This is a genomic window from Micromonospora sp. CPCC 206171, from assembly GCF_036906755.1.
Lineage (GTDB): Bacteria > Actinomycetota > Actinomycetes > Mycobacteriales > Micromonosporaceae > Micromonospora > Micromonospora purpureochromogenes.
Map to the genome: position 1 here is coordinate 138,554 of NZ_JBAKHT010000014.1, position 18,563 is coordinate 157,116.

General features: G+C 68.0%; 21 protein-coding genes and 1 pseudogene. 12 read left to right on the forward strand and 10 right to left on the reverse strand.

Annotated elements, in window-relative coordinates; genetic code table 11:
• Window positions 1-299: 299 nt before the first annotated feature.
• The 3 genes from V6U89_RS17935 to V6U89_RS17945 all read right to left on the reverse strand — a co-directional run bounded on the left by V6U89_RS17935 (window position 300) and on the right by V6U89_RS17945 (window position 3,255).
• A complete protein-coding gene (locus V6U89_RS17935; protein ID WP_334572365.1) occupies window positions 300-893 on the reverse strand; it encodes an FHA domain-containing protein in 594 nt (197 codons plus the stop codon).
• The gene (locus V6U89_RS17940) at window positions 890-2,707 is read right to left on the reverse strand and encodes a serine/threonine-protein kinase (protein WP_334572366.1); all 1,818 of its coding nucleotides are present in this window, start codon (window positions 2,705-2,707) and stop codon (window positions 890-892) included. Before V6U89_RS17940 ends, V6U89_RS17935 begins: the two co-directional genes overlap by 4 nt.
• A gap of 119 nt (window positions 2,708-2,826) precedes the next feature.
• Window positions 2,827-3,255, reverse strand: a complete 429-nt coding sequence (locus tag V6U89_RS17945; RefSeq protein ID WP_334572367.1) for a hypothetical protein — start codon at window positions 3,253-3,255, stop codon at window positions 2,827-2,829.
• Between the two features lie 126 nt (window positions 3,256-3,381).
• Between V6U89_RS17945 and V6U89_RS17950 the strand changes: the two genes are divergently transcribed.
• Both V6U89_RS17950 and V6U89_RS17955 read left to right on the forward strand, forming a co-directional pair.
• The gene (locus V6U89_RS17950; protein ID WP_334572368.1) at window positions 3,382-3,708 is read left to right on the forward strand and encodes a hypothetical protein; all 327 of its coding nucleotides are present in this window, start codon (window positions 3,382-3,384) and stop codon (window positions 3,706-3,708) included.
• Window positions 3,709-3,797: 89 nt separating this feature from the next.
• Window positions 3,798-3,977: a hypothetical protein gene (locus V6U89_RS17955; RefSeq protein WP_334572369.1), complete on the forward strand. Its 180-nt coding sequence runs from the start codon at window positions 3,798-3,800 to the stop codon at window positions 3,975-3,977.
• 33 nt (window positions 3,978-4,010) lie between these two features.
• On the opposite strand, the gene V6U89_RS17960 is transcribed toward V6U89_RS17955, so the two are convergent.
• Both V6U89_RS17960 and V6U89_RS17965 read right to left on the reverse strand, forming a co-directional pair.
• Entirely contained in the window at window positions 4,011-4,418 is a 408-nt protein-coding gene (locus V6U89_RS17960; RefSeq protein ID WP_334572396.1) for a hypothetical protein, read from the reverse strand.
• Window positions 4,419-4,460: 42 nt separating this feature from the next.
• Window positions 4,461-4,994 (reverse strand): DoxX family protein, encoded by a 534-nt coding sequence (locus tag V6U89_RS17965; RefSeq protein ID WP_334572370.1) that lies wholly within the window; start codon window positions 4,992-4,994, stop codon window positions 4,461-4,463.
• 81 nt (window positions 4,995-5,075) lie between these two features.
• Here V6U89_RS17965 and V6U89_RS17970 point away from each other — a divergent pair, with 81 nt between their 5' ends.
• The 3 genes from V6U89_RS17970 (at window position 5,076) to V6U89_RS17980 (ending at window position 7,069) form a co-directional block, all read left to right on the forward strand.
• Window positions 5,076-5,702 (forward strand): MerR family transcriptional regulator, encoded by a 627-nt coding sequence (locus tag V6U89_RS17970; protein WP_334572371.1) that lies wholly within the window; start codon window positions 5,076-5,078, stop codon window positions 5,700-5,702.
• Window positions 5,703-5,813: 111 nt separating this feature from the next.
• Window positions 5,814-6,779, forward strand: a complete 966-nt coding sequence (locus V6U89_RS17975; protein ID WP_334572372.1) for a phosphotransferase enzyme family protein — start codon at window positions 5,814-5,816, stop codon at window positions 6,777-6,779.
• A 92-nt stretch (window positions 6,780-6,871) separates the two neighbouring features.
• On the forward strand, window positions 6,872-7,069 hold the full coding sequence (locus tag V6U89_RS17980; protein ID WP_334572373.1) for a hypothetical protein: 198 nt from the start codon (window positions 6,872-6,874) through the stop codon (window positions 7,067-7,069).
• Window positions 7,070-7,283: 214 nt separating this feature from the next.
• On the opposite strand, the gene V6U89_RS17985 is transcribed toward V6U89_RS17980, so the two are convergent.
• Window positions 7,284-8,039: a hypothetical protein gene (locus V6U89_RS17985; RefSeq protein WP_334572374.1), complete on the reverse strand. Its 756-nt coding sequence runs from the start codon at window positions 8,037-8,039 to the stop codon at window positions 7,284-7,286.
• A gap of 899 nt (window positions 8,040-8,938) precedes the next feature.
• Here V6U89_RS17985 and V6U89_RS17990 point away from each other — a divergent pair.
• On the forward strand, window positions 8,939-10,135 hold the full coding sequence (locus tag V6U89_RS17990; protein WP_334572375.1) for a low temperature requirement protein A: 1,197 nt from the start codon (window positions 8,939-8,941) through the stop codon (window positions 10,133-10,135).
• Between the two features lie 187 nt (window positions 10,136-10,322).
• Here V6U89_RS17990 and V6U89_RS17995 read toward each other — a convergent pair whose 3' ends face one another.
• A complete protein-coding gene (locus V6U89_RS17995) occupies window positions 10,323-10,931 on the reverse strand; it encodes a TetR/AcrR family transcriptional regulator (RefSeq protein ID WP_334572377.1) in 609 nt (202 codons plus the stop codon).
• 118 nt (window positions 10,932-11,049) lie between these two features.
• On the opposite strand from V6U89_RS17995, the gene V6U89_RS18000 reads away from it, so the two are divergent.
• Complete coding sequence (locus V6U89_RS18000; protein WP_334572378.1) at window positions 11,050-11,742, forward strand: hypothetical protein; 693 nt, start codon at window positions 11,050-11,052, stop codon at window positions 11,740-11,742.
• Window positions 11,743-11,886: 144 nt separating this feature from the next.
• A complete protein-coding gene (locus V6U89_RS18005) occupies window positions 11,887-12,192 on the forward strand; it encodes a hypothetical protein (RefSeq protein WP_334572379.1) in 306 nt (101 codons plus the stop codon).
• A 771-nt stretch (window positions 12,193-12,963) separates the two neighbouring features.
• Here the strand turns inward: V6U89_RS18005 and V6U89_RS18010 are convergent.
• The 3 genes and pseudogenes from V6U89_RS18010 to V6U89_RS18020 form a co-directional block, all read right to left on the reverse strand.
• Window positions 12,964-13,137 (reverse strand): hypothetical protein, encoded by a 174-nt coding sequence (locus V6U89_RS18010; RefSeq protein WP_334572380.1) that lies wholly within the window; start codon window positions 13,135-13,137, stop codon window positions 12,964-12,966.
• Window positions 13,137-13,352, reverse strand: a pseudogene (locus V6U89_RS18015) (flavin reductase); the annotation flags it as partial. The gene V6U89_RS18010 and the pseudogene V6U89_RS18015, both read right to left, overlap by 1 nt.
• A complete protein-coding gene (locus V6U89_RS18020) occupies window positions 13,349-13,618 on the reverse strand; it encodes a hypothetical protein (protein WP_334572382.1) in 270 nt (89 codons plus the stop codon). The pseudogene V6U89_RS18015 and the gene V6U89_RS18020, both read right to left, overlap by 4 nt.
• A gap of 218 nt (window positions 13,619-13,836) precedes the next feature.
• Between V6U89_RS18020 and V6U89_RS18025 the strand changes: the two genes are divergently transcribed.
• The 4 genes from V6U89_RS18025 to V6U89_RS18040 all read left to right on the forward strand — a co-directional run bounded on the left by V6U89_RS18025 (window position 13,837) and on the right by V6U89_RS18040 (window position 18,487).
• Window positions 13,837-14,061, forward strand: coding sequence for a winged helix-turn-helix domain-containing protein (locus tag V6U89_RS18025; RefSeq protein WP_026268779.1), 225 nt, complete (start codon window positions 13,837-13,839; stop codon window positions 14,059-14,061).
• A 320-nt stretch (window positions 14,062-14,381) separates the two neighbouring features.
• On the forward strand, window positions 14,382-15,371 hold the full coding sequence (locus V6U89_RS18030; protein WP_334572383.1) for an HIRAN domain-containing protein: 990 nt from the start codon (window positions 14,382-14,384) through the stop codon (window positions 15,369-15,371).
• A 243-nt stretch (window positions 15,372-15,614) separates the two neighbouring features.
• On the forward strand, window positions 15,615-16,391 hold the full coding sequence (locus tag V6U89_RS18035; RefSeq protein WP_334572385.1) for a hypothetical protein: 777 nt from the start codon (window positions 15,615-15,617) through the stop codon (window positions 16,389-16,391).
• 236 nt (window positions 16,392-16,627) lie between these two features.
• Window positions 16,628-18,487: an ATP-dependent nuclease gene (locus V6U89_RS18040; protein ID WP_334572386.1), complete on the forward strand. Its 1,860-nt coding sequence runs from the start codon at window positions 16,628-16,630 to the stop codon at window positions 18,485-18,487.
• Window positions 18,488-18,563: the final 76 nt, after the last annotated feature.

The window sequence follows — 18,563 nt, forward strand, 5'->3', positions numbered from 1 at the left end:
GTGCCCCCGTCGTACGGCAGCCGCCGGCGCACCGCAGCCGGATCACCGACACGACGGGTCAGGGTAGCGCTCCCGGGCGGAAACCCTCCCCGTTCGGACACCTGTCGCCGCGCCGCCCGGCCTGGTGTGATTCCTGGTGGGCGCTGTCGGCCACGTCCTCCGGCCGGCGCCCGGCGCACCAGGGGAGGCGTGCGCCGGCGACTTCGGCGGACCCTTCGCGGGGGCCCGACACGCCTGGAGGAAACAGGGGGGTGTGCCCTCCGGGCCGCGTGGGACGTGGTCCGGAGGGCACGCGTACGTCAGCCGGGCAGCCCCGCCGCTCCCCGGCGCACCGCTTCGCCGGCCAGCCGGAACCGGCGCCGCTCGTCGTTGGTGACCAGCCCGAACTTGTCGTACAGATTGGTCAGGTGCTTCTTCACGGCGCTCTCGCTGACGCCGAGCGCGGTGGCCAGCGCCCGCACGGTGGGCGGCTCGGGGAAGGCGGTGCCGCCCTCGACGTACGGGCGGCAGAGCACCTCGACCAGTTCCTGCTCCCGCCGGGTCAGCGCCGGGGGCGCCGGCGGCGGCTCGACGCCCACCGTCCGGGTGCCGGTGAGTTCCGCCGGCGCGCGGAACAGCAGCCGGGCCGGGCCGATCTCCACCCGGTCGCCGTCGCGCAGCAGCCGGGCCTCGCGCACCGCAGCGCCGTTGACGGTGGTGCCGTTGGTGCTGCCGAGGTCGCGGATCGTCCAGCCGGACGGGAACCGTTCCACCAGGGCGTGCAGCCGGGAGACCAGTTTGCTGTCGATGGGCAGCTCGTTGCCGGGCGCCCGGCCGATGGTCAACGCGTCGGTGGTCAGCGGCACCAGCCGGACCGCGCCCACCCCGTGGACCTCGAGGTATCCGGCGGTCACCGGTCGCACCAGGGCTCGGTGGTCGCGGTGGTGGCCACCTGCGACCGGTCGGCGGTGACCGTCGCCGTCGCGGTGGTGCACCGCCCCGCCGACGGGTACGGCTCGGTCCACAGCTCGTACGGCTGCCCGACCGCGTGCTGACGGGCGGGCGTGGGCCGGTCGGCGCGTACCCCCACGTCGACGGTCCAGGTGCCGCCGCCGGTGGCCGCATTGTCCCGGTACTGCTTCCACACCCAGACGTACGCCATCGTGGCCCGGCAGCTCGGCGACCAGTACTGCTTGACGGAGATCGCCCGCAGCCCGCCCGCGTGCCCGTACGCGGACGCGCCGACCTGGTAGGCGTCGGCGTAGCAGGGGCCGGGCGGCGCGTCGTCCCGGCTGGCGGGCCGGGGTCGGCCGGTGCCGACGACCGGGGTGGCGAGCCGCCGGCCGTCCACGCTCAGCTCGAGCGACGCCCGGATCGGCCCGGCGGCGTGCGGGACGGCGACCAGCCGCACCGCGCACCGGTCCCCCGACGGGAGCGGTCGGATGGTGCACCCGTCCGCGACGATCCGCAGATCGCCCCGGGACGGCCCGGTCAGCGTCAGTCCGGTCAACCGCACCGGCCGGTCGGCGCGGTTGCCGACGGCCACCACCTGCTCGGGGGACTCGGCATTGAGTTCCAGCTCGCCGAAGGGCACCTGGGCCGGCAGCTCCACCGGGGCGGGCGTGGGCAGCGCCCGCGATCCCCCGGCGGCCAGCACCGTCGCCAGGGCGACGAGCAGCCCGAGCGAGCGGGTCAGCGCGTGCCGGCGTACCCGCGACGGCCGGCGCGTGACGGTGGCCGACAGCGCCAGGGCGGCCCGGCGGCGGTCGGACAGCGACAGGGGCGCGGCCTCGCCGGCGGCGGGATGCGGCGGCCACGGCCCGGCGGGGTCGTCACCGCCCGGGCCGAGCACGAACGGGCTCACCGGCAGGCCCGCCGCCACCTGCGCCGCCCGCAGCTCCTCGGCGAACGCGGCGGCCGTCGCGGGCCGCCGCGCCGGATCCTTGGCCAGCGCGCGCTCCAACGCCGCGCACACCCCGTCGGGTACGCCGAGCGGGCGCAGGTCCGGCACCGGGTCGACGGCGATCCGGCACAGCAGCGAGTCCACCGACTCCCCGTCGGCGGGCGCGAAGGGCGGGGCGCCGCGGATCCAGTGCAGCACGGTCGAGGCGAGCGCGTAGACGTCGGCGGCCACCGACGCCGGCTCGCCGCGCAGCACCTCGGGCGCGGCGTGCAGCACGCTCGCGGTCACCCTCCCGTCCGCGCCGGTCGGGCGGGCCGAGCGGGGCCGGGCCTGCCCGAAGTCGGCCAGCTTCGGCTCGCCGTACCCGGAGATCAGGATGTTCTCGGGTTTGACGTCGCGGTGCAGCACGCCCGCGCGGTGCGCGGTCTCCAGCGCGCCGGCCACCGCGATGCCGCCGGCGACCGCCGCGCGCCAGTCGCCGGCCGCGCCGTCGCGCAGCCGGTCACCCAGCGAGCCGCCCTCCTCGTACGCCATCAGCAGGTACGGGTTGCCGGCGGCGGTGCGACCGGCCTGGTGCAGCGTGACGATGTGCGGGTGGTCGGAGAGCCGGCCCAGCATCCGCAGCTCCCGCTCGAAGCGGGCGCGGGACGGGCCGTGCCAGTCGGCGGCGAGCACCTTGACCGCCACCCAGCGGGCGAAGTCGGGCTGCCAGGCCCGGTAGACGACGCCGAAGCCACCCCGCCCCACCTCGACGGCGTCGGTGCAGCCGTCGATTCCGAGGGTGGTGCCCGGGCCGTGCGTCACCGACTGCTCGCTGTGGACCATCGCCGCTGAATGCTACCGATGGGTCGCCAACGCGGTGTCGGCCGTTCGCACTGCAGGACACTTCCCGTGGTGGGGCGGGCCCGCCGGCGCTTCCGGCCGGCCGCCTCATGGCTGTGCGGTCAGCAGACGGTGCTGGTCGAGCCACCCGTGCTGTTGAGGTAGCCCGTCACGTGGGTGCAGTACGCCGCCGTGTTGGCGGGCGCGCCCCACAACTCGGCGCGGGTGGTGTTGCTCAACTGGCCCACGCCGTAGTCGCTGCCGCTGTCCGACTCGTTGATCACGTGGACGTAGAGGTCCCAGTTCGAGTGGGTGGCGCGGTACTGCTCCCAGACGTAGATGTAGGCGTAGTTGTAGCCGCAGCCGTAGTACTGCTTGACCGAGGCCGCCTGCACGCCACCGACGGTGAGCACCCGGGTGGTGCCGATCTGGCGGACGCTGGAGCAGCTCGACGGCGTGCTGGCCAGCGCCGGCGACGCGTCGACCAGCGTGACGGCGCCGGCGGCGAGAAGCGCGCCCGTGGCGGCGAGGGAATGGCGGAGGATCGACATGTCAGCCCTGCTCTCTCTGGTGATCTTTCACCGCTGAGAAAACCAGGGGCCGGGTGCCGCCGACAGGTGACGAAGCGGCGACCATTTCCTCCCCACGGCTGGTAACGCCCGGACCGTCCGCACCTGTTGCTCGGAAGCATCGGTGATCTTGGTTGCGCCCAGGGCCCCGCTCTGCTTGACATCCGACCCGAGACTCGGGCCATAGACGACCGCTACCGGCAGTTGCCGCCCCGGATCGAGCCGCACTGCGAGACCCAGCCGGCGTCGGGGCCGCTGCCGCTGCCGGAGGTGGAGGAGACGGTCGGGCTGACGGCGGCGGGGCAGGTGCAGGACATCTCGCGGTTCGCCGACGGGATGACCCGGTCCGGACCGACGCGGGGCAACGGGGCGCTGCTCGCGGTCCTGATCGTGCTGGCCGTGCTCGTCATCGGTTCCGCTCTGTGGCTCGGCTGAGCGGCGCGTCGTCTCGGCCGCGTCCTGCCGAGCTCTGCACCTCTGGCTGCCTCGGCGGGGACAATGGGACTCGACGAGGGGGGTCGGCGATGAGCGAGGACCGGGAAGGCGATGACCGGGCGGCGGACGAGGAGTTCAAAGCCCGGCGACACGACAGGTTCGGCAAGTTGCCGCCCCGGGTCGAGCGGGAGGAGCAGGTCGAGACGACAGACACCGAGCTTCCGCACGAGGAGCCGGAGGAGCCTCCGGTGCGCCGGGAGTGGGGGTAGGTGGTCGTAGCCGGAAGCCGGCCACCAGGTTCCTCAGGCGGTCAGCAGCCCGATGCCGAGGCTGATCACACCCGCAGCCAGGGATAGCGCGCCGGTCCACAGCACACAGACGAGTCTGTTGGGTCCGGTGGCGTTCCTGCCGGCGGAAGCGGCGAAGAATCCGGCGGGCATCAGGATCGCGGCGACGGGCAGTCCCAACCGGGCGATCCACAGCAGGGCGCCGGTGAGGCCCGTGGCGTCGACATAGAGCAGGCCGACCAGGCTCAGGATCACCAGTACGCCGGCATGGCCGTGCCCGGCGCGCGCGAAGGACCGCTGGAAGTCGGTCATCGGCACAGCGCCCCGCGCGATTCGGGTCATGAACCAGCCGCCGACCTGGATGGTGACGATGGTGAGGAGAACCACCCCGGCGATCATGCGGGACTCGGTGCTGAGAGCCATGGTCTGCACGACGAACTCCTTTCCGAACAGCTTGACGAGGGGCTATCGGGCAACGGTCGCTGATCCTGCGACGTCGGAGTGCGGCAGGTGCAGGACGCGTCGGGCCACGGTGCTGTCGGCCGATCGGGCGACCCAGACAGCGATGGCGATGTAGAGGACCTGCTCTGGGATTCGCAGCCACAGCGGAGTCGGCTCGCCCCCGTTGAACGGCACATCGTTGACGGCGGCGTAGACGTTCGCCGGAAGCAGGAGGACGTAGAGCGCGGCAAGGCTGATCCCGGCCGCCCAGCGGGCCGCGGTCAACACCAGGCCCACGGCGCCCAGCAGCTCCAGCACGCCGGTCAGGTAGACCAGCGCATCGGCGAACGGCAGGACTGGCGGCACCATCCGGACCAGGTCGGCGTGGTTCGGCATCACGGTGACGCTCGCCGGAACGAAATGCGCGGACGCGGTGACGACGAGCATGACCGCCATCGCGTGTGCCGCGCTGGCCGCCCAGGTGGCGAACCGGCGGACACCGAGCGCACCCAGTAGGCGGAAGCCCAGCAGGGCCGTCACCAGAATCGCTTCGAGCATGATCTTCTCTCTCAATGGATAGCGTAACTATCTGATTATGGATAGTGCTACTCTCCATCAGGGAAGAGGGGAAGTCAAGGGATGCGCATCGCGGAGCTGAGTCGGCAGTCAGGGGTGGCGGTACCGACGATCAAGTACTACCTACGGGAGGGTCTGTTGCCGCCCGGCGAGCTGACCAGCCCCAACCAGGCCAGCTACGACGAGCATCACCTGAATCGACTTCGCCTGATCCGAGCCATGATCGACCTGGGCCAGGTTCCCGTGGCCCGGGTCAGAGCCGTGCTGGAAGCGCTCGATTCCGACACCCTGTCCCTGCACCAACGGATCGGGGTGGTGCACCGGGCCATCACCCCGAGTCGGCAACTGACCGCCGGCGACAGCGCACGCACGGCCGCCGCTGCGCAGGTGCAGGAACTCATCCAACGGCGCGGCTGGGCCGTCGAGCCGGACTCACCTGCGATCGCCACCCTGGTCGAGACCATCAGCGTCCTGCGATCGCTCGGCCAGGATCACCTGGTCGACCTCCTGGACCCCTACGCGGAGGCCGTTGAGCGGTTCACCGAGCTGGAGGTCGCGGCAGTCGCCTCCCGGACCGATCCCGACCAGGTCGCCGAGAGCGTGGTGATCGGAACCATCCTCGGCGAGAACCTCGTCGCGTCGCTGCGACTGTTGGCCCAGGAGAACATCTCGTCCCGGCGCCTGAAGTAGGCGGCTGGTCGGACCACGACACGAGGATGAGGGCTGACGCGTCGTGCGTACGAGACTCCGTGCCGGCGAAACCGCCTTGCCGGCCGGGCTGCCGGCTGCGACGCTCCGACCGTGATCGACAAGCCTGGCGTCGACGAACGGTTGCTGGCGGCTGAGGTGGCCGCCGCCTGGGCCATGGACATCGCCGGTCTCGTGTTCATGCCGGTCGGGCTGGACGGGCAGGCATGGGCGTACCGGGTCGACACGTCCGACAGCGAGCGCTACTTCCTGAAGATGCGCCGCGGCGAGTTCACCTCGGCGGCCGTCCTGCTACCCGGCTTTCTGCGAGCGCAAGGCGTCAGGCAGGTCGTAGCGCCGATCGACCTGCCGGACGGTGGAACCGATCGCGGGTTCGGGGACTACCGGCTGCTGCTCTACCCGTTCCACGACGGCGGCAGTCTGTGGGGCAGCGGCCTCACCGACCGCCAGTGGATCGAGTACGGCGAGTTCCTGGGTCGGCTGCACGCGGTCACGCCGAGCGCCGACATCACCGCGGTCCTGCCGGTCGAGACCTACCGATCCAGCGCGGGCGAGCGGCTGCAAACTCTCGGCGGGCAGGCTGCCGCGAGCGAGGCACTGGGCGCTTTCTGGGACCGGTACGGTGCCGCGCTGCATCGGCTGTCGGAAACGGTCGATGACCTCGGCTCCCGCGTGACGCAAGGTCAACACGTCATCTGCCACGCCGACGTCCACCCCGGCAACCTGATCGCTGACGGCGACGGTCCACTGCACGTCGTCGACTGGGACGCGCCGATCCTCGCGCCGCGCGAGCGGGACCTGATGTTCGTCTACAGCCAGGACTTCGGCGACCACCCGATCAACGCGCACCGCGCCGAACTCTTCCGTCGAGGCTATGGGCCGCTGGAACCGGACCAGGCCATGCTGAGCTACTACCGCAGCGAACGGCACCTCGACGACGTCGCCGTATTTCTGGACAGCATCCTCAACTCCGGGGCCAGTCCAGAATCTCGGGCCAACGACCTGCACTGGCTGACCCGCATCGCCGAGACGGTCGCCGATCCCAGCTACGCGGCCTGATCCTCTCCCGATCGGCGAGCGCGGCGCGACGAGTGAGGGCATCGAAGTACCGAGCTATTGCCGCCCAGATCGCTACCCGGCAGGCTTCGGCCATGACTGACGAGGACCGGTTGCAGCAGATGATTGGTGAGCTTCGACGGATGCGGGAGCAGTGCGAGCCCAAGTCCAACCAGAATTCTCGCTACCTTCGGTACTCCAACGCCGTGTCGGCACTGCGTTGGATCATTGACGACCTAGCTAAGGAACGGGCGGCGCAGCCGGCAGCATTTGACGACGTGTCGGCGAGGTAGACCGACCCCTTCGTCCCGAACGCGGGCACTGGGCACCGTCGGATGTCATCCCCTGCTCTCTTGCACTCCGAAACGCGGCAACGTTGCTGATTGCTGTCGCATGTTGTCGACACCCGCCGGCCGTTTCGCTGCCTCCTCACTGCCTTTCTGACCGGGGGTGGAAGGTCTGGCTCTGCTTGCGACTGGGGATGTCTCATGTGTCCTTCCGAGTCGGTCAGGCGACCGTCAGGGCCCCTGTCACGTGGACCTCAAGCACGGCGACCGATCCAGCCTGTTCGACGTCGACAAATAGGCAGAATTCCTCCTGGATGAACCACCCGGGTCGCTGGCACCCGGCATCGGGACGCAGCCGCTCCCAACCCTTGGTGCCCACCAGGTGTGCCCAGAGCCGGTCCGTGAGCTCGGGCACGCTGGCCTGGTCGGGCGAGCCGACCCGGTAGACCTCGGAGCACAACTGCGAGCCGCAGTCGCGGCCGGCGGAGACCAACGTCAGATCGGCCGGCATCGGCAGCACGAGCCCCGGTGTCGGCGAGTCGATACGCAGGTCGACGAACTCGGTAGCTGGACTGAGCACGCAACCGCCGCAGCACGCCGACCAGCCAACGAACGCCGCCACCAGCAACGGACCCGCCCTCCGGCGGGCCACCGGTCCCGAGCCCGTCGCACCGGATCCCGTACCGACGCCGGAGGCTTGACGCCGCGACATCCACCTATCGGCCAGGACGGCTGCACCGCACACCACCAGCGTGGTCGGCCCCCAGAGGACCAGCCCTTCGATCCATGTCGGCAACCACGGTCCCTGTAGCAGCTGGCCGACGACAGCATAGAGAAACGTCAGAGCGGCGGCCAACATCGCACCGGATGCGATGCGGACCACGCGCGCCCGGCTCACCGTGATGAGCAGCAGGAATGGGGGACCGAACCACAGCGGCAGACCAAGCAGCGTTAGCGGCCATGGCATGCCAGTCATCGCCAGATCGTACGGCCTGCGTCATGACGGGCACCGACCCGTAGATCCTTCAGCCCGGCCGGCTGTGGTGGCTCCCCGTGTTGAGCCCACCCAGAATCCGGCGTACAGGTCGACTCGTCCGTCGCCCATCAGGTCAGCCGCCGTTACATGGCGGCTGACCTGCTGTTTCTTCCGGTGCTGCTGGTCGTCGCTGGTCATCTGTGGTCGGCGTTTGACGGCCCGGTGACGGCCCAGACGGCCCGGCAACGGCCCACAACCTGGGCTGCCGGTCACCCGGCGGTGGCCCTGTTGACCGTGCCAGCCTCGTTGCTGACCTGCTCCAGAGTCCGGCCATGAACCGCCGACGGCCAAGCCGAAACTTCATGCGGTTGTTCTCGACGTTCGGTCTGGTCTTTGCGGTTGCGCTCACGGCGATAGCCACATGGTCGATGGCAGACGAGCGTCGGGGATCAGAGGCAGTAGCTGAGGCGCTGGACAGGGAGCGAGAACCTTCCTGACGGTTCAGTTCACGACAAATCGTGGCGAGGTGTGTCAATCACGCCTGCGCGTTACGGTCGACGCGAACCGTGCTGTGGGTACCGGTGACCGCATCCGCGTCCAGCACGCCAAGAGCGACCCTTGCCTCAGAGTGCGCGAGGCTGGCGATCGATCCGGATGGTTGATCGTCCTTGTCGCGGCGGTACTTGTGATCACGTTCGCCATCGTGACCTACGTTGCGTGGCGTCGGCCCCGACCTCCGCTCCCACTTCGATACGCGAGCATGCCCTGACGAGACGGACAAGCCGACCACCGACAGCTAGCCGCTGCGGCGGCGGTTCCGCCGAGTCGGCGTCGAGCCTCCCCGCGGCGTGGTACGACTGCTTCAGGACCGGTACAGAGCGGATGGAAACGGGCGGCCGATGACCACCGCGAAGGGCGATGAGGGACTGCGCAGGCCCGGCCATGGGCCGCAGCGAGCGACGTTCCTCGAACTCTTCCTCGACCTGGCCTTCGTCTTCGCGCTGGGCCGGGTCTCGCAGCGGCTGGTCGAAGACCTCACCAAGGAACGGCGGATCCTCCTGCCCGAGGTCGGCCAGACGGCGCTGCTGGTGCTCGCCCTGTGGCTGGTCTGGTCGCTCGCCGCCTGGGTGACCAGCCGGTACGACCCGCAACGAACCGCGATCCAGTTGATCATCGTCGGGGTCATGTTCGGCTGCATGCTCATGGCGGTGGCGGTGGACAATGCGTTCAGCGGCCGAGCCCCGCTCTTCGCCGGCGCGTACGTCGCGGTCCAGGTCGGCCGCCCGCTCGCCCTGATGCTCCTGCTCCGCGGCCACGAGCAGTGGCGCATCGGCCTCAGAATCGTCTGCTGGCACGCGGTGTCCGCCGTGCTGTGGATCGTCGGGGCGATCCTCCCCATGGCCCGCGTGGCGGTGTGGACGCTGGCCCTGGCCTTCGAGTACGCCGGACTCGCCCTCGGCTGGCCCACTCCGGGCCTTGGCCGGTCCCGCATCTGGCAGTGGGCGATCGCCGTGGAGCACCTGGCCGAGCGCTACCGGCAGTTCGTCCTCATCGCGTTCGGCGAGTCGATCCTGCTCACCGGGGTGACCTTCAGCGGCGGCGCGCTCGAGGCCGGCCGGACCGTGGCGTTCGTGGTGGCCTTCGCCACGACCGTGCTGTTGTGGCGGATCTACTTCGGCCGTTCCGGCGAGGCGTTGGTCCCGCGGATCGTCGGCCATCCACGCCGAGGCCGCATCGTTGAGTTCGGGATCTACACCCACCTGGTCGTGGTGGCCGGCATCGTAACCACGGCCGTCGGCTACGAACTCGTCATCGACCACCCGTCGGGGCACCTGGACCCGGCCTGGCTCGCGGTCATCCTCGGCGGACCCGCGCTGTTCCTGGCCGGGCGCGCCGCTGGCGAGTACGCCGTGGTCCGGCGGGTGCCCCCGTCCCGACTGGTCGGACTGCTCGCGCTGGCCGCGCTGGCCCCGGCGCTGGTCCGCCTGTCCCCGCTGGCGTCCGGGATCGCGGCCGCCGGAGTCCTGGCCGGGATCGTCGTCGCCGACATGGTTCGGGTGTGGCGACGGCCCGGGGAGCGGCCGTCGCCCGCCTAGTAGGCGTGCCTTCGGTTGGACCTTCGCACCGCTTCCGTGAGATCACGCCACTGGCTGACGGACGTGATGACGTGGCGCACCGGGCTGCGGCCCGCTCCCCGGAGGGCTGGACGCTGCGCTGGCGGCGACCGACCTCGTCGGCACTGCTGGCCCGCCAACTGCGCGAGCCGGGGTCAAAGGACTTAGATTAAAGCGCAGCTGAGGATGGTTGGCGTGCGGCGTGAGTCCGGATGAGTCCCTCGACGCCGCGGAGGAAGGTCTCGCAGATCAGTACCCGGTCGAAAAGGCAGCCGGCCGCCATGGCGCCATCGCGGAGCATGACGAAGTGCCGCGCGGCGGGCTCGGCCTCGGTTTTCTGGATGCTCGCCATCAAGGTGTTGATCGTGTCGAGGAACCACTGCCGATGCGCCAGGACAGCTCGGTGCACGGGGTGGTCGGGATCGGGATATTCAGCCACGGCGTTCAGGAAGGCGCAGCCGCGAAAGCCGGCGGACTGGATGCCCCGGGCGATCGACTCTGCAACGGCCCGGAGGGCGTCGGGCGCCGGTAGGCCGGCGGTGATGGCCGTGTCCACTTGGCCGCGGATGGCTTGATCGGCCGCCTGCAGATAGGCGAGGACGAGATCTTCCTTGCCGGGGAAGTGCCGATAGAAAGTGGCCCGGGTCACTTTCGCCTCGGCGATGATCCGATCGACGCCGACCGAGTGGATTCCCTCCCTGTAGAAAATCCTGGTCGCCGTGTTGAGGAGCCGTTGTCGCGCCTCGGACGGCCGGATGTCGGTCTCGCTACGCACCATGAGCCCATTGTAGCGATAGAACGTTCGGTCTTGACCTTCGGTCCATCGGGCTCCGGCCAGTCCTTGCGGGTGGCTCGATGGCCGCGCCCAGTGCGAACCAGTCGCGGGTAGGCGGGGGGTGGAACGTTCTGTCTTGACACGTCGGCGCCACCGTCATTATCGTTGGCAAGACAGAACGTTCTCCCGCGTGGTGTTTCCGACCACGGCGCCCGCTGGTCGCGGCTTCCCCTCAGTAACCACCGAAAGGACCACCATGACCACCGTTGCCGCACCTGGCTTCTCGACGACGGCGTCCGCCTTGCGGCGGCTGTACTTCGTCCGCTTCGCGTTCGCGATCGTCTGGGCCCTCGTGATGTTCACGACCGCCAAGCACCTCGGCCCGCTCACCGTGACACTGCTCGTGCTCTACCCGCTGTTCGACGTGGCCGCCGCCGTCATCGACGCCCGCGCGTCACGCGCCACCGGATCGCCCACCCTGCTGTACGTGAACGTCGCGGTCAGCCTGCTCGCCGCGATCGGCCTGGCCTTCGCCGGCGCGTCCGGCATCCCGGCGGTCCTGCGCGTGTGGGGTGCCTGGGCGGTCGTGGCCGGGCTGATTCAGCTGATCGTGGGTGTCACCCGCCGCGGGATGGGCGGCCAGTGGCCGATGATCATCAGTGGTGGCATCTCCGTACTCGCCGGTCTGTCGTTCATCGCCACCGCCTCCGCCGACAACCCGGCGCTGACCAACGCGATCGGCTACGCCATCCCCGGCGCCATCTTCTTCCTCATCTCGGCCATCCGCCTCGGCCGCGCCGCCAAGGCGAACTGACATGGAAACGCTAGGTACGACGTCGTCGTCATCGGCGCGGGGCCGGTCGGAGAGAACGTCGCCGATCGGGTCGTGCAGGGCGGTCTGACCGCCGCCATCGTCGAGCGGGAACTGGTCGGTGGTGAGTGCTCCTACTGAACCTGCATGCCGACCAAGGCGTTGCTGCGCAGTGCGACCGCGCTCCGGGCGGCACGCCAGCTGCCCGGCGCTCGTGAGGCGGTGACGGGCGACCTGGACGCGGCAGCCGTGCTCCGCCGTCGCGACTCCTTCGCCTCGAGTTGGAAGGACGACGGGCAGGTCTCCTGGCTCGATTCGGCCGGGATCGCGCTGTATCGCGGCCAGGGGCGGATCCGCTCCGACCGGGTCGTCGAGGTGACCGGCGAGGACGGCACCACGACCTCGCTCACCGCCAGCATGCGGTCGTCGTCGCGACCGGAAGCAGCGCACTGATCCCGGACGTCACCGGTATCCGCGAGGCGGCACCCTGGACCAGCCGCTTGCCCGGGTCGGCGGCTGGCGGGATGGCGCTGCGCAACCACCCCACGGACCGCAACGCGCGCACGGAGCCCCGGCCATCCTGGAGTCGTTGCGCCCCCGCCGGAGGCAGCAGTAACCGCGACCGGTCCGCTGCCGCGACTCGCCCCGCGGACCCGGCGTGCCCTTCCCTGCGCCGCGTCGCCCGGACGCGGCGCGGCCGGCTGCCGGCCCACGAACCTCAACCACTCTCGGCCCTACCGTCTGCGGCGGCCCCCGGGCTTCCCGCTCTCCGCGCCAGCCGCCGGGCGTGTTGCGTGGCCGGCGTGAAGCGACAGCGGAGCGCAGGCCACGCGCCCAGGCGGCGGCGCGTGCGGCCCGTCAAGGGCCGCCTTGATAGACGTACAGAAAGTCCTCCCACACCGGCCGGCAGACGGCCGTCTCTACACGGTGGTGTCCTCGACGGCCACCCGCGACGCGCTCAAGCGGCTCGGTCAAACGCTCGACCGATGAACGGCCTACTGCTCTACTTCGCTGCCGTACCGGCCCTGATCGCGACGTTCGGAAGCCCGGTCAGGGCCTTTGACCTGCGTGTGAGTGGGCCGCCAGGGACTCGAACCCTGAACCTATGGATTGCCGGCGGGCCGGCCGGATGGGGTGCGGTGCGAGGTCATCCGAACTGCTGGCGGGCTTCTCGGTCCGGTTCGGCTGGCACGGTTGCTGTACTTCGCTGCTGTACTGCTGGCATCAGGCGAGGCGCTGGATGCGGACCTTTGGGCGCTCGTTCCTCAGGTGGCCGTGCTTGTGCTGGCGGACCTGCTCGTCCCAGACCTCCTGGTCATAGTCCGGGCCTGGCGGAATCCACTTGTGGGAGCCGTCGCTGTAGTGGAACTTCTCGTCGCCGGGGCGCAGGATGCTCATCGGGTCCAGCCGAGGAATCGGTGGTGCAGGTGGCCGGCGGGGACGTGGCCCAGGTCCTCGGCCGCGTCGACGAGCTGGGCTGCCAGGTAGAGGGCGAGTGGCACCGGGGCACGGTCGTACTCCGCTCGCAGCTCTCGACGGCGAGTGTGGCAGGGCCAGTCGGCACCGCAGCCGCCGCACGTCCAGCCCGGCGTGATCGGGAGGTGGGTTGTCATCGCGGCCCGTCCTGGCTGGGCCAGTGGCCGCGGTTGATCGGGATGGGATGACGGCTTCGGCAGGGCAGGTCGCCGCCGCAGCGGCAGATGCGCCGCCAGTGCTGCCATGACCAGACGGGCCGGTGCCGGCGGGCGAGGGTCAGCGCCGCCGCCAGGACGTACTCGTCGTAGGACACGCGCCGCCGGCTGTTGTCCTGCCTCTGGTGGTAACCGGCACCCCGCATGCCACCTGCGGTCGAACCAGTTGCATCGTTCGGTCTGGTCATCACGCCTCCCGCCGACGCTTGGGATCCCGTGGGCACCCGGTCAGCCGTGTCCGGAGACAGGGCACCCACGGCAGGACGACCCGGCCGCCAAGCTGGGTAGCCCCACGAGCAACTTAGGACGCAATGTGCGCAGGGTCAACAGCTACGACACATAGCGTTGTAAGTCGAGTCAGGGTTGTGGTCTGCTTGCACCAGCCGCCAAGCTGGGAGCACCACCTATGTCTGAAGCCGCCTACCTACAGGTAGCCCGGGATATCCGCGAGCAGGTCAGCTCCGGCCAGTTGAAGCCGGGCGACAAGCTGCCCTCGTTCGCCGCCCTTTGCGAGCACTACGAGGTCAGCAACACCGTGATCCGGGCCGCCATGCTGCTGCTCAAGGCCGAAGGGCTGATCGACGGCCGGCAGGGCAAGGGCGTCTACGTCGCCAACCCGCTTCCCAGGTAAGCACCGGTCGTGCTCTGAAGGTCGCGACGTCTCGCTTACAAGCTCTGTGCACCGCGTCCGTACATATCCGGGAACGGCCACAAGCTCCGAACGTCGTCCCGTGCCTGGCTCCGCCAGCGTGCGGCCGTCCGGGGCGGTTGCTGTCAGCGTTGCTGTCGACAGTCATGGCTGTGCGGCCCGGCTATGGTCACCCCTCCGACCCGGGCATCGACGCTTCCGTTGCCTCTCGGTCTAACGTCTCGGCTACGCGGTGTCGAATACCTGACACTTGTACAGCTCTGGGCTGACGAGGGTTCGGTCGGGGGCGGTAGCCTCCGCCAATGATCCGACCATTTGACCTGTGGGGCCAGCGAGGGTGGTGCAGCCAGGAGGTCGTAGGCGAGTCCAACTACGCCAAGGAGATTCGAGCGGCACTCGGCGCGGACTTCAAGCAGTACGGGTCTGAGGTAGAGAAGGACGTGCACCTCATCCCGGAGCCCACCAACCGCTTCGACCCGAACGCCGTCAAGGTCGTCTATGGCGGGCAAACCCTTGGGTATCTGCCCAAAGACCAAGCCAAGGTTTACTCGCCGGCCCTCACGGCGCTCGTCAACCAGGGCTGGACCCCCCAGGTCCGAGCCCGCATCTGGGGGCGGGAAGAGGAAGACTGGGACGGGCGCCGTCGACCCCAGTTCGTGGGATCGGTGACCCTGGACCTCGCTGACCCGCACATGATCGTTCCAGCGAACATGCCGCCGGCAGACCTGCACGTGGTGCTCCCTCAAGGCCGCATAGTCCAGGTGACGGGCGAAGAGAAGCACATGACTCACTTGGCTCAGTTGGTGAGCCCGAAGGGCGAGTGCTGGATCTATGTGACGTTGCACCAGGTTGAGCAGCAGCGGGCTCGATCGACGCGAACGCTGGTAGAAGTTCGAGTCAACGGGGAGCCCGCTGGCACCTTGAGCCCGGCAACGTCAGCAGAGATGTTGCCGGTGCTCGCCCACCTCTCGGAACTCGGCATGTTGACGGCCGCTCGTGCAGTCCTGAAGGGCAACCGGGTCAAGGCCGACGTCACGCTGAACGTGTGCAAGGCCAGCTCGCTGACTGATGCGTGGTTGGATGCGCCGCCAGCGGCTGAAGGAGCCCGGCCAGCACAGCGGGCAACCGCAGATAGCCCCGGGCGCGATGTTGCCGCAATGCAGCAGTGGCGGTTCGTGGTTCCGCCGGGATGGCCGCCCCCGCCCGCAGGTTGGGTCCCGCCCCAGGGCTGGCGTCCCGATCCGTCGTGGCCTGCTGCGCCTGATGACTGGCAGTTCTGGGTACGAGCCTGAGAGGCCCCATCCTCCTACCCCTCAGTTCACCAACTACAGGTAAGGCGGCTGCGGCCGGCCTGTTCATCGGGTCGACCACGCCTGCCACCTGGGCAGATGTCGACACCAGTGGTCGTTGTTGGTCACTCACGATCGGCTTCCGACGGCCTGGTGACGGCCTGGGCCTGGTCCTCGTCGAACCGCCCGAAGCCAGCGCACCTTCCGCCCGCGGTGCTTTCGCTTCCCGCCGTCACAATGACATCCATGGGCGAAGTAGAGAAGCCAGCATGGTCGGTTGTAGCGAAGACAGCTGGCAACACTGTTGGGTCCGCCGTCGGTGGCCTGCTGACTGCGGCTGGCTTGGTGACGGGCAACCCGGTCTTGGCCATCGGCGCTGTTCCCGTAGGGGCCTTCGCGGGTGCAGTCACAGAGAATATGGTCGAGTTCGGGGCTCGCCAATGGCAGGTTCGAGCTGAGCGTGTCGAGCGCTTCGGTGCCATCGCCGCCACGGAGGCAGATACCACAGTCGAGACACTCGTCGACGAGGCCTTCGCCGACCCCCGGAAGCTTGAGGTTCTTGGCCTGGCCACTGAGGCTGCATCGCGAGCGCTTGACGACCGCAAGATCGATTTGTTGGCCCGGATCTACGCTCATGGCGCGTACCGACACGACCTCATCGATGAGACGGCAGTCATGCTCGATGCAGTGCGCCAGATCGAGGGACCACATCTTCGTGTCATGGAGGTGCTTTCCCGTCCGGGACCCCACTTTCTACCCTCGCCAGACACGCAAGATGCCATGCTCAACAACATGCTCGGGAGGGCGTCCAGCACCCCAGGACGCTCGCACCTCGCGGTCTGGCGCAACGACCAACTGGCGGCCGAGTCTGGCGTCGGTGATGCGCTGTCCGCCCTGATCGCGAAGCTCGCGGGGCTCGGCATGGTGTATGACGAGGGGCTAGGGCGCGTTGACTACCAACCGCTCTGGCAGCTAACCGCTTTTGGCCAAAACTGCCTCCGCTACCTCGCAGACAACTCTTGATCCAAGCGCAGAGGTGACGTGCGACCGTTACAACACGACAACCATCTTCCACGTTGCTCCTTGGGACTCGCGTGCGTCACTCTCCACGAAGGTGCGGCCATGGATGCGCCGATCGTCACTCAGTTAGTCACCCACGCTCTCTCGCATACGCCAGTTGATGTAACTTGATCCACGCCCGCCCGCAAAGCCACCTTCTCCTCACCACCTACGCCTAGCCTCGGTACGGAAATGAAGGCATGCATGAAGATAGCGCGGTCTGGGCGGCCATGCTGATTGAACGGGAGGGCATCGTGTCACCCATCATGTCTGGGGGAAATCCGGACCAAACGCCACCACCCACCACACCTCCCTCTGCCTTGCCTATGATCACTCTTACGCCGACTTCAGTGTTTGGCGGCCCAAGCAAGCCAAACGAAGGTGTTTACATCAACTTCGGCGGGACAACGCATCCCATAACGTATTTTGTGGGTCGGAACGGGACTGGAAAGTCAAAGACAGCTGCCGCCATTGCACGCGCATACGGCGGGCGATTGCTAGCAACCGACCGACTGCTTGGCTTAATGAAAGCGTCGGATTTCAGCTGGGGAACCATACCTAATCAAAACAATTACAGGGGTGTGCCGCTGGGCGGCCAAGAGCGGCAGAACATAGATAACTTTGCAAATAATGCAGATTACGCAGGAGTCATCTACGCCACCCAAAATCTATATGCATTAAGGGACCAGCCGGAGGTCTGGCTCAAAGTAGCAGCCTTTATTCGCCGAGCGCTCGGACGGATCATCGAACTGCGGGAGGATGCAGGATTTCTGGACCCCTATGTTCGAGTAGGAGACATTGAGTACTCGCTACTTCGAGACGAGGGCCACGGTTTACGGGAGCTAGTTGTTCTGCTTACCGCTGCCTACAGATCGGACTGGCGCTGCCTTGTTGTTGATGAGCCAGAATTGCATCTGCACCCCTCCTTGGCGCGAATTTGGATTGGCGAGTTGGAACAGCAGTGCCGGGCAACTGGACGACAGGCCATTATAGTGACGCATGAGCCGAGTCTCCTGCGCCCCAAGTCGGCAGAAGACCTTGCGGCCATCTGGTACTTCGCCCCCAAATCTCAACCCCTCCGAATTTCTGATTACGTCTTGCCGATTCAAGTGGAGCGAGTGACGGCATCTCTAAAGCAAAATCCTGATCTCATCAGCCAGCTAGTCTTTTCGCCCAGACCGGTGCTGGTTGAGGGGCCGCACGACGTTGCCGCCCTTACTACCTCACTACAACGGACGCAGCCTCAGGAAGTGGTAGCGCAGACTGACTTCGTCGCCTGCGGCGGAAGTGGGGCTGTAGCCCTCTGGTACGAAATTTCACAGAAGCTCGGACTTGACGTTAGGGCCATTGCTGACCTTGATGCGTGCTTCTCTCCGGAGATCCAGAGGGCACTGGACAACTCGCCGGAAGTCGTGCGGCGTTATATCGAGGACTTCGCGGCGGACATGCCAAAAACTATCGAGATGATTAGACCTTTCATCCGCGCATCAGATCGGGCTCAAGTGGGGGCAGAGCCGAGAAGTCGCGGTCGTTGGCTGGCGGATAGCCTTGAAGCAGAAGGGCATGTGGTTCGAAAAGATAAACTCTTAGCCATATGGAGAGATGCAGACCTCTGGCTGCACCCTCAGGGCACTCTTGAGGATGTGCTTGGCATTTCAAGCAAGGGAGCCACCGAAGCCGCGACAGCAGCTCAGGTTCCGGGACCAATCGATGATGTAGCGGCATGGTGCGCTTACAGGCTTGACCCCTCCGGCGACGTATTCGAACTCCTCAGCGCAACTGTAGAACGCATAGCACACAACATCATGGAGGCGCTTCGCTTATCACCGGAGACGGATTTTAATCAGCCTGTGGGTGTTACTTCGAAGAGCGACAGTCGTCTTGTGCAAGTGACACCCATTGGCAACGGTATGCATCGCTTGATTGTCCGTGCCCCGGCCGAATTTGCTGGCTACTGGCTGGATTTCTCCCGTGGCACCCCTTCCACGGATCTAGTCCTTCGTGAATCTGAGGGAAACTCCGAAAATAAGGGCGATCACCCTCCTAAACCGCCCATCTAACCTACGGCCCTGCGCCATCCCGATGCTCCTATGGAGGTCAAGGGGTGAGGGCGGTGAAGTCGGCGCGTAGGGCGGT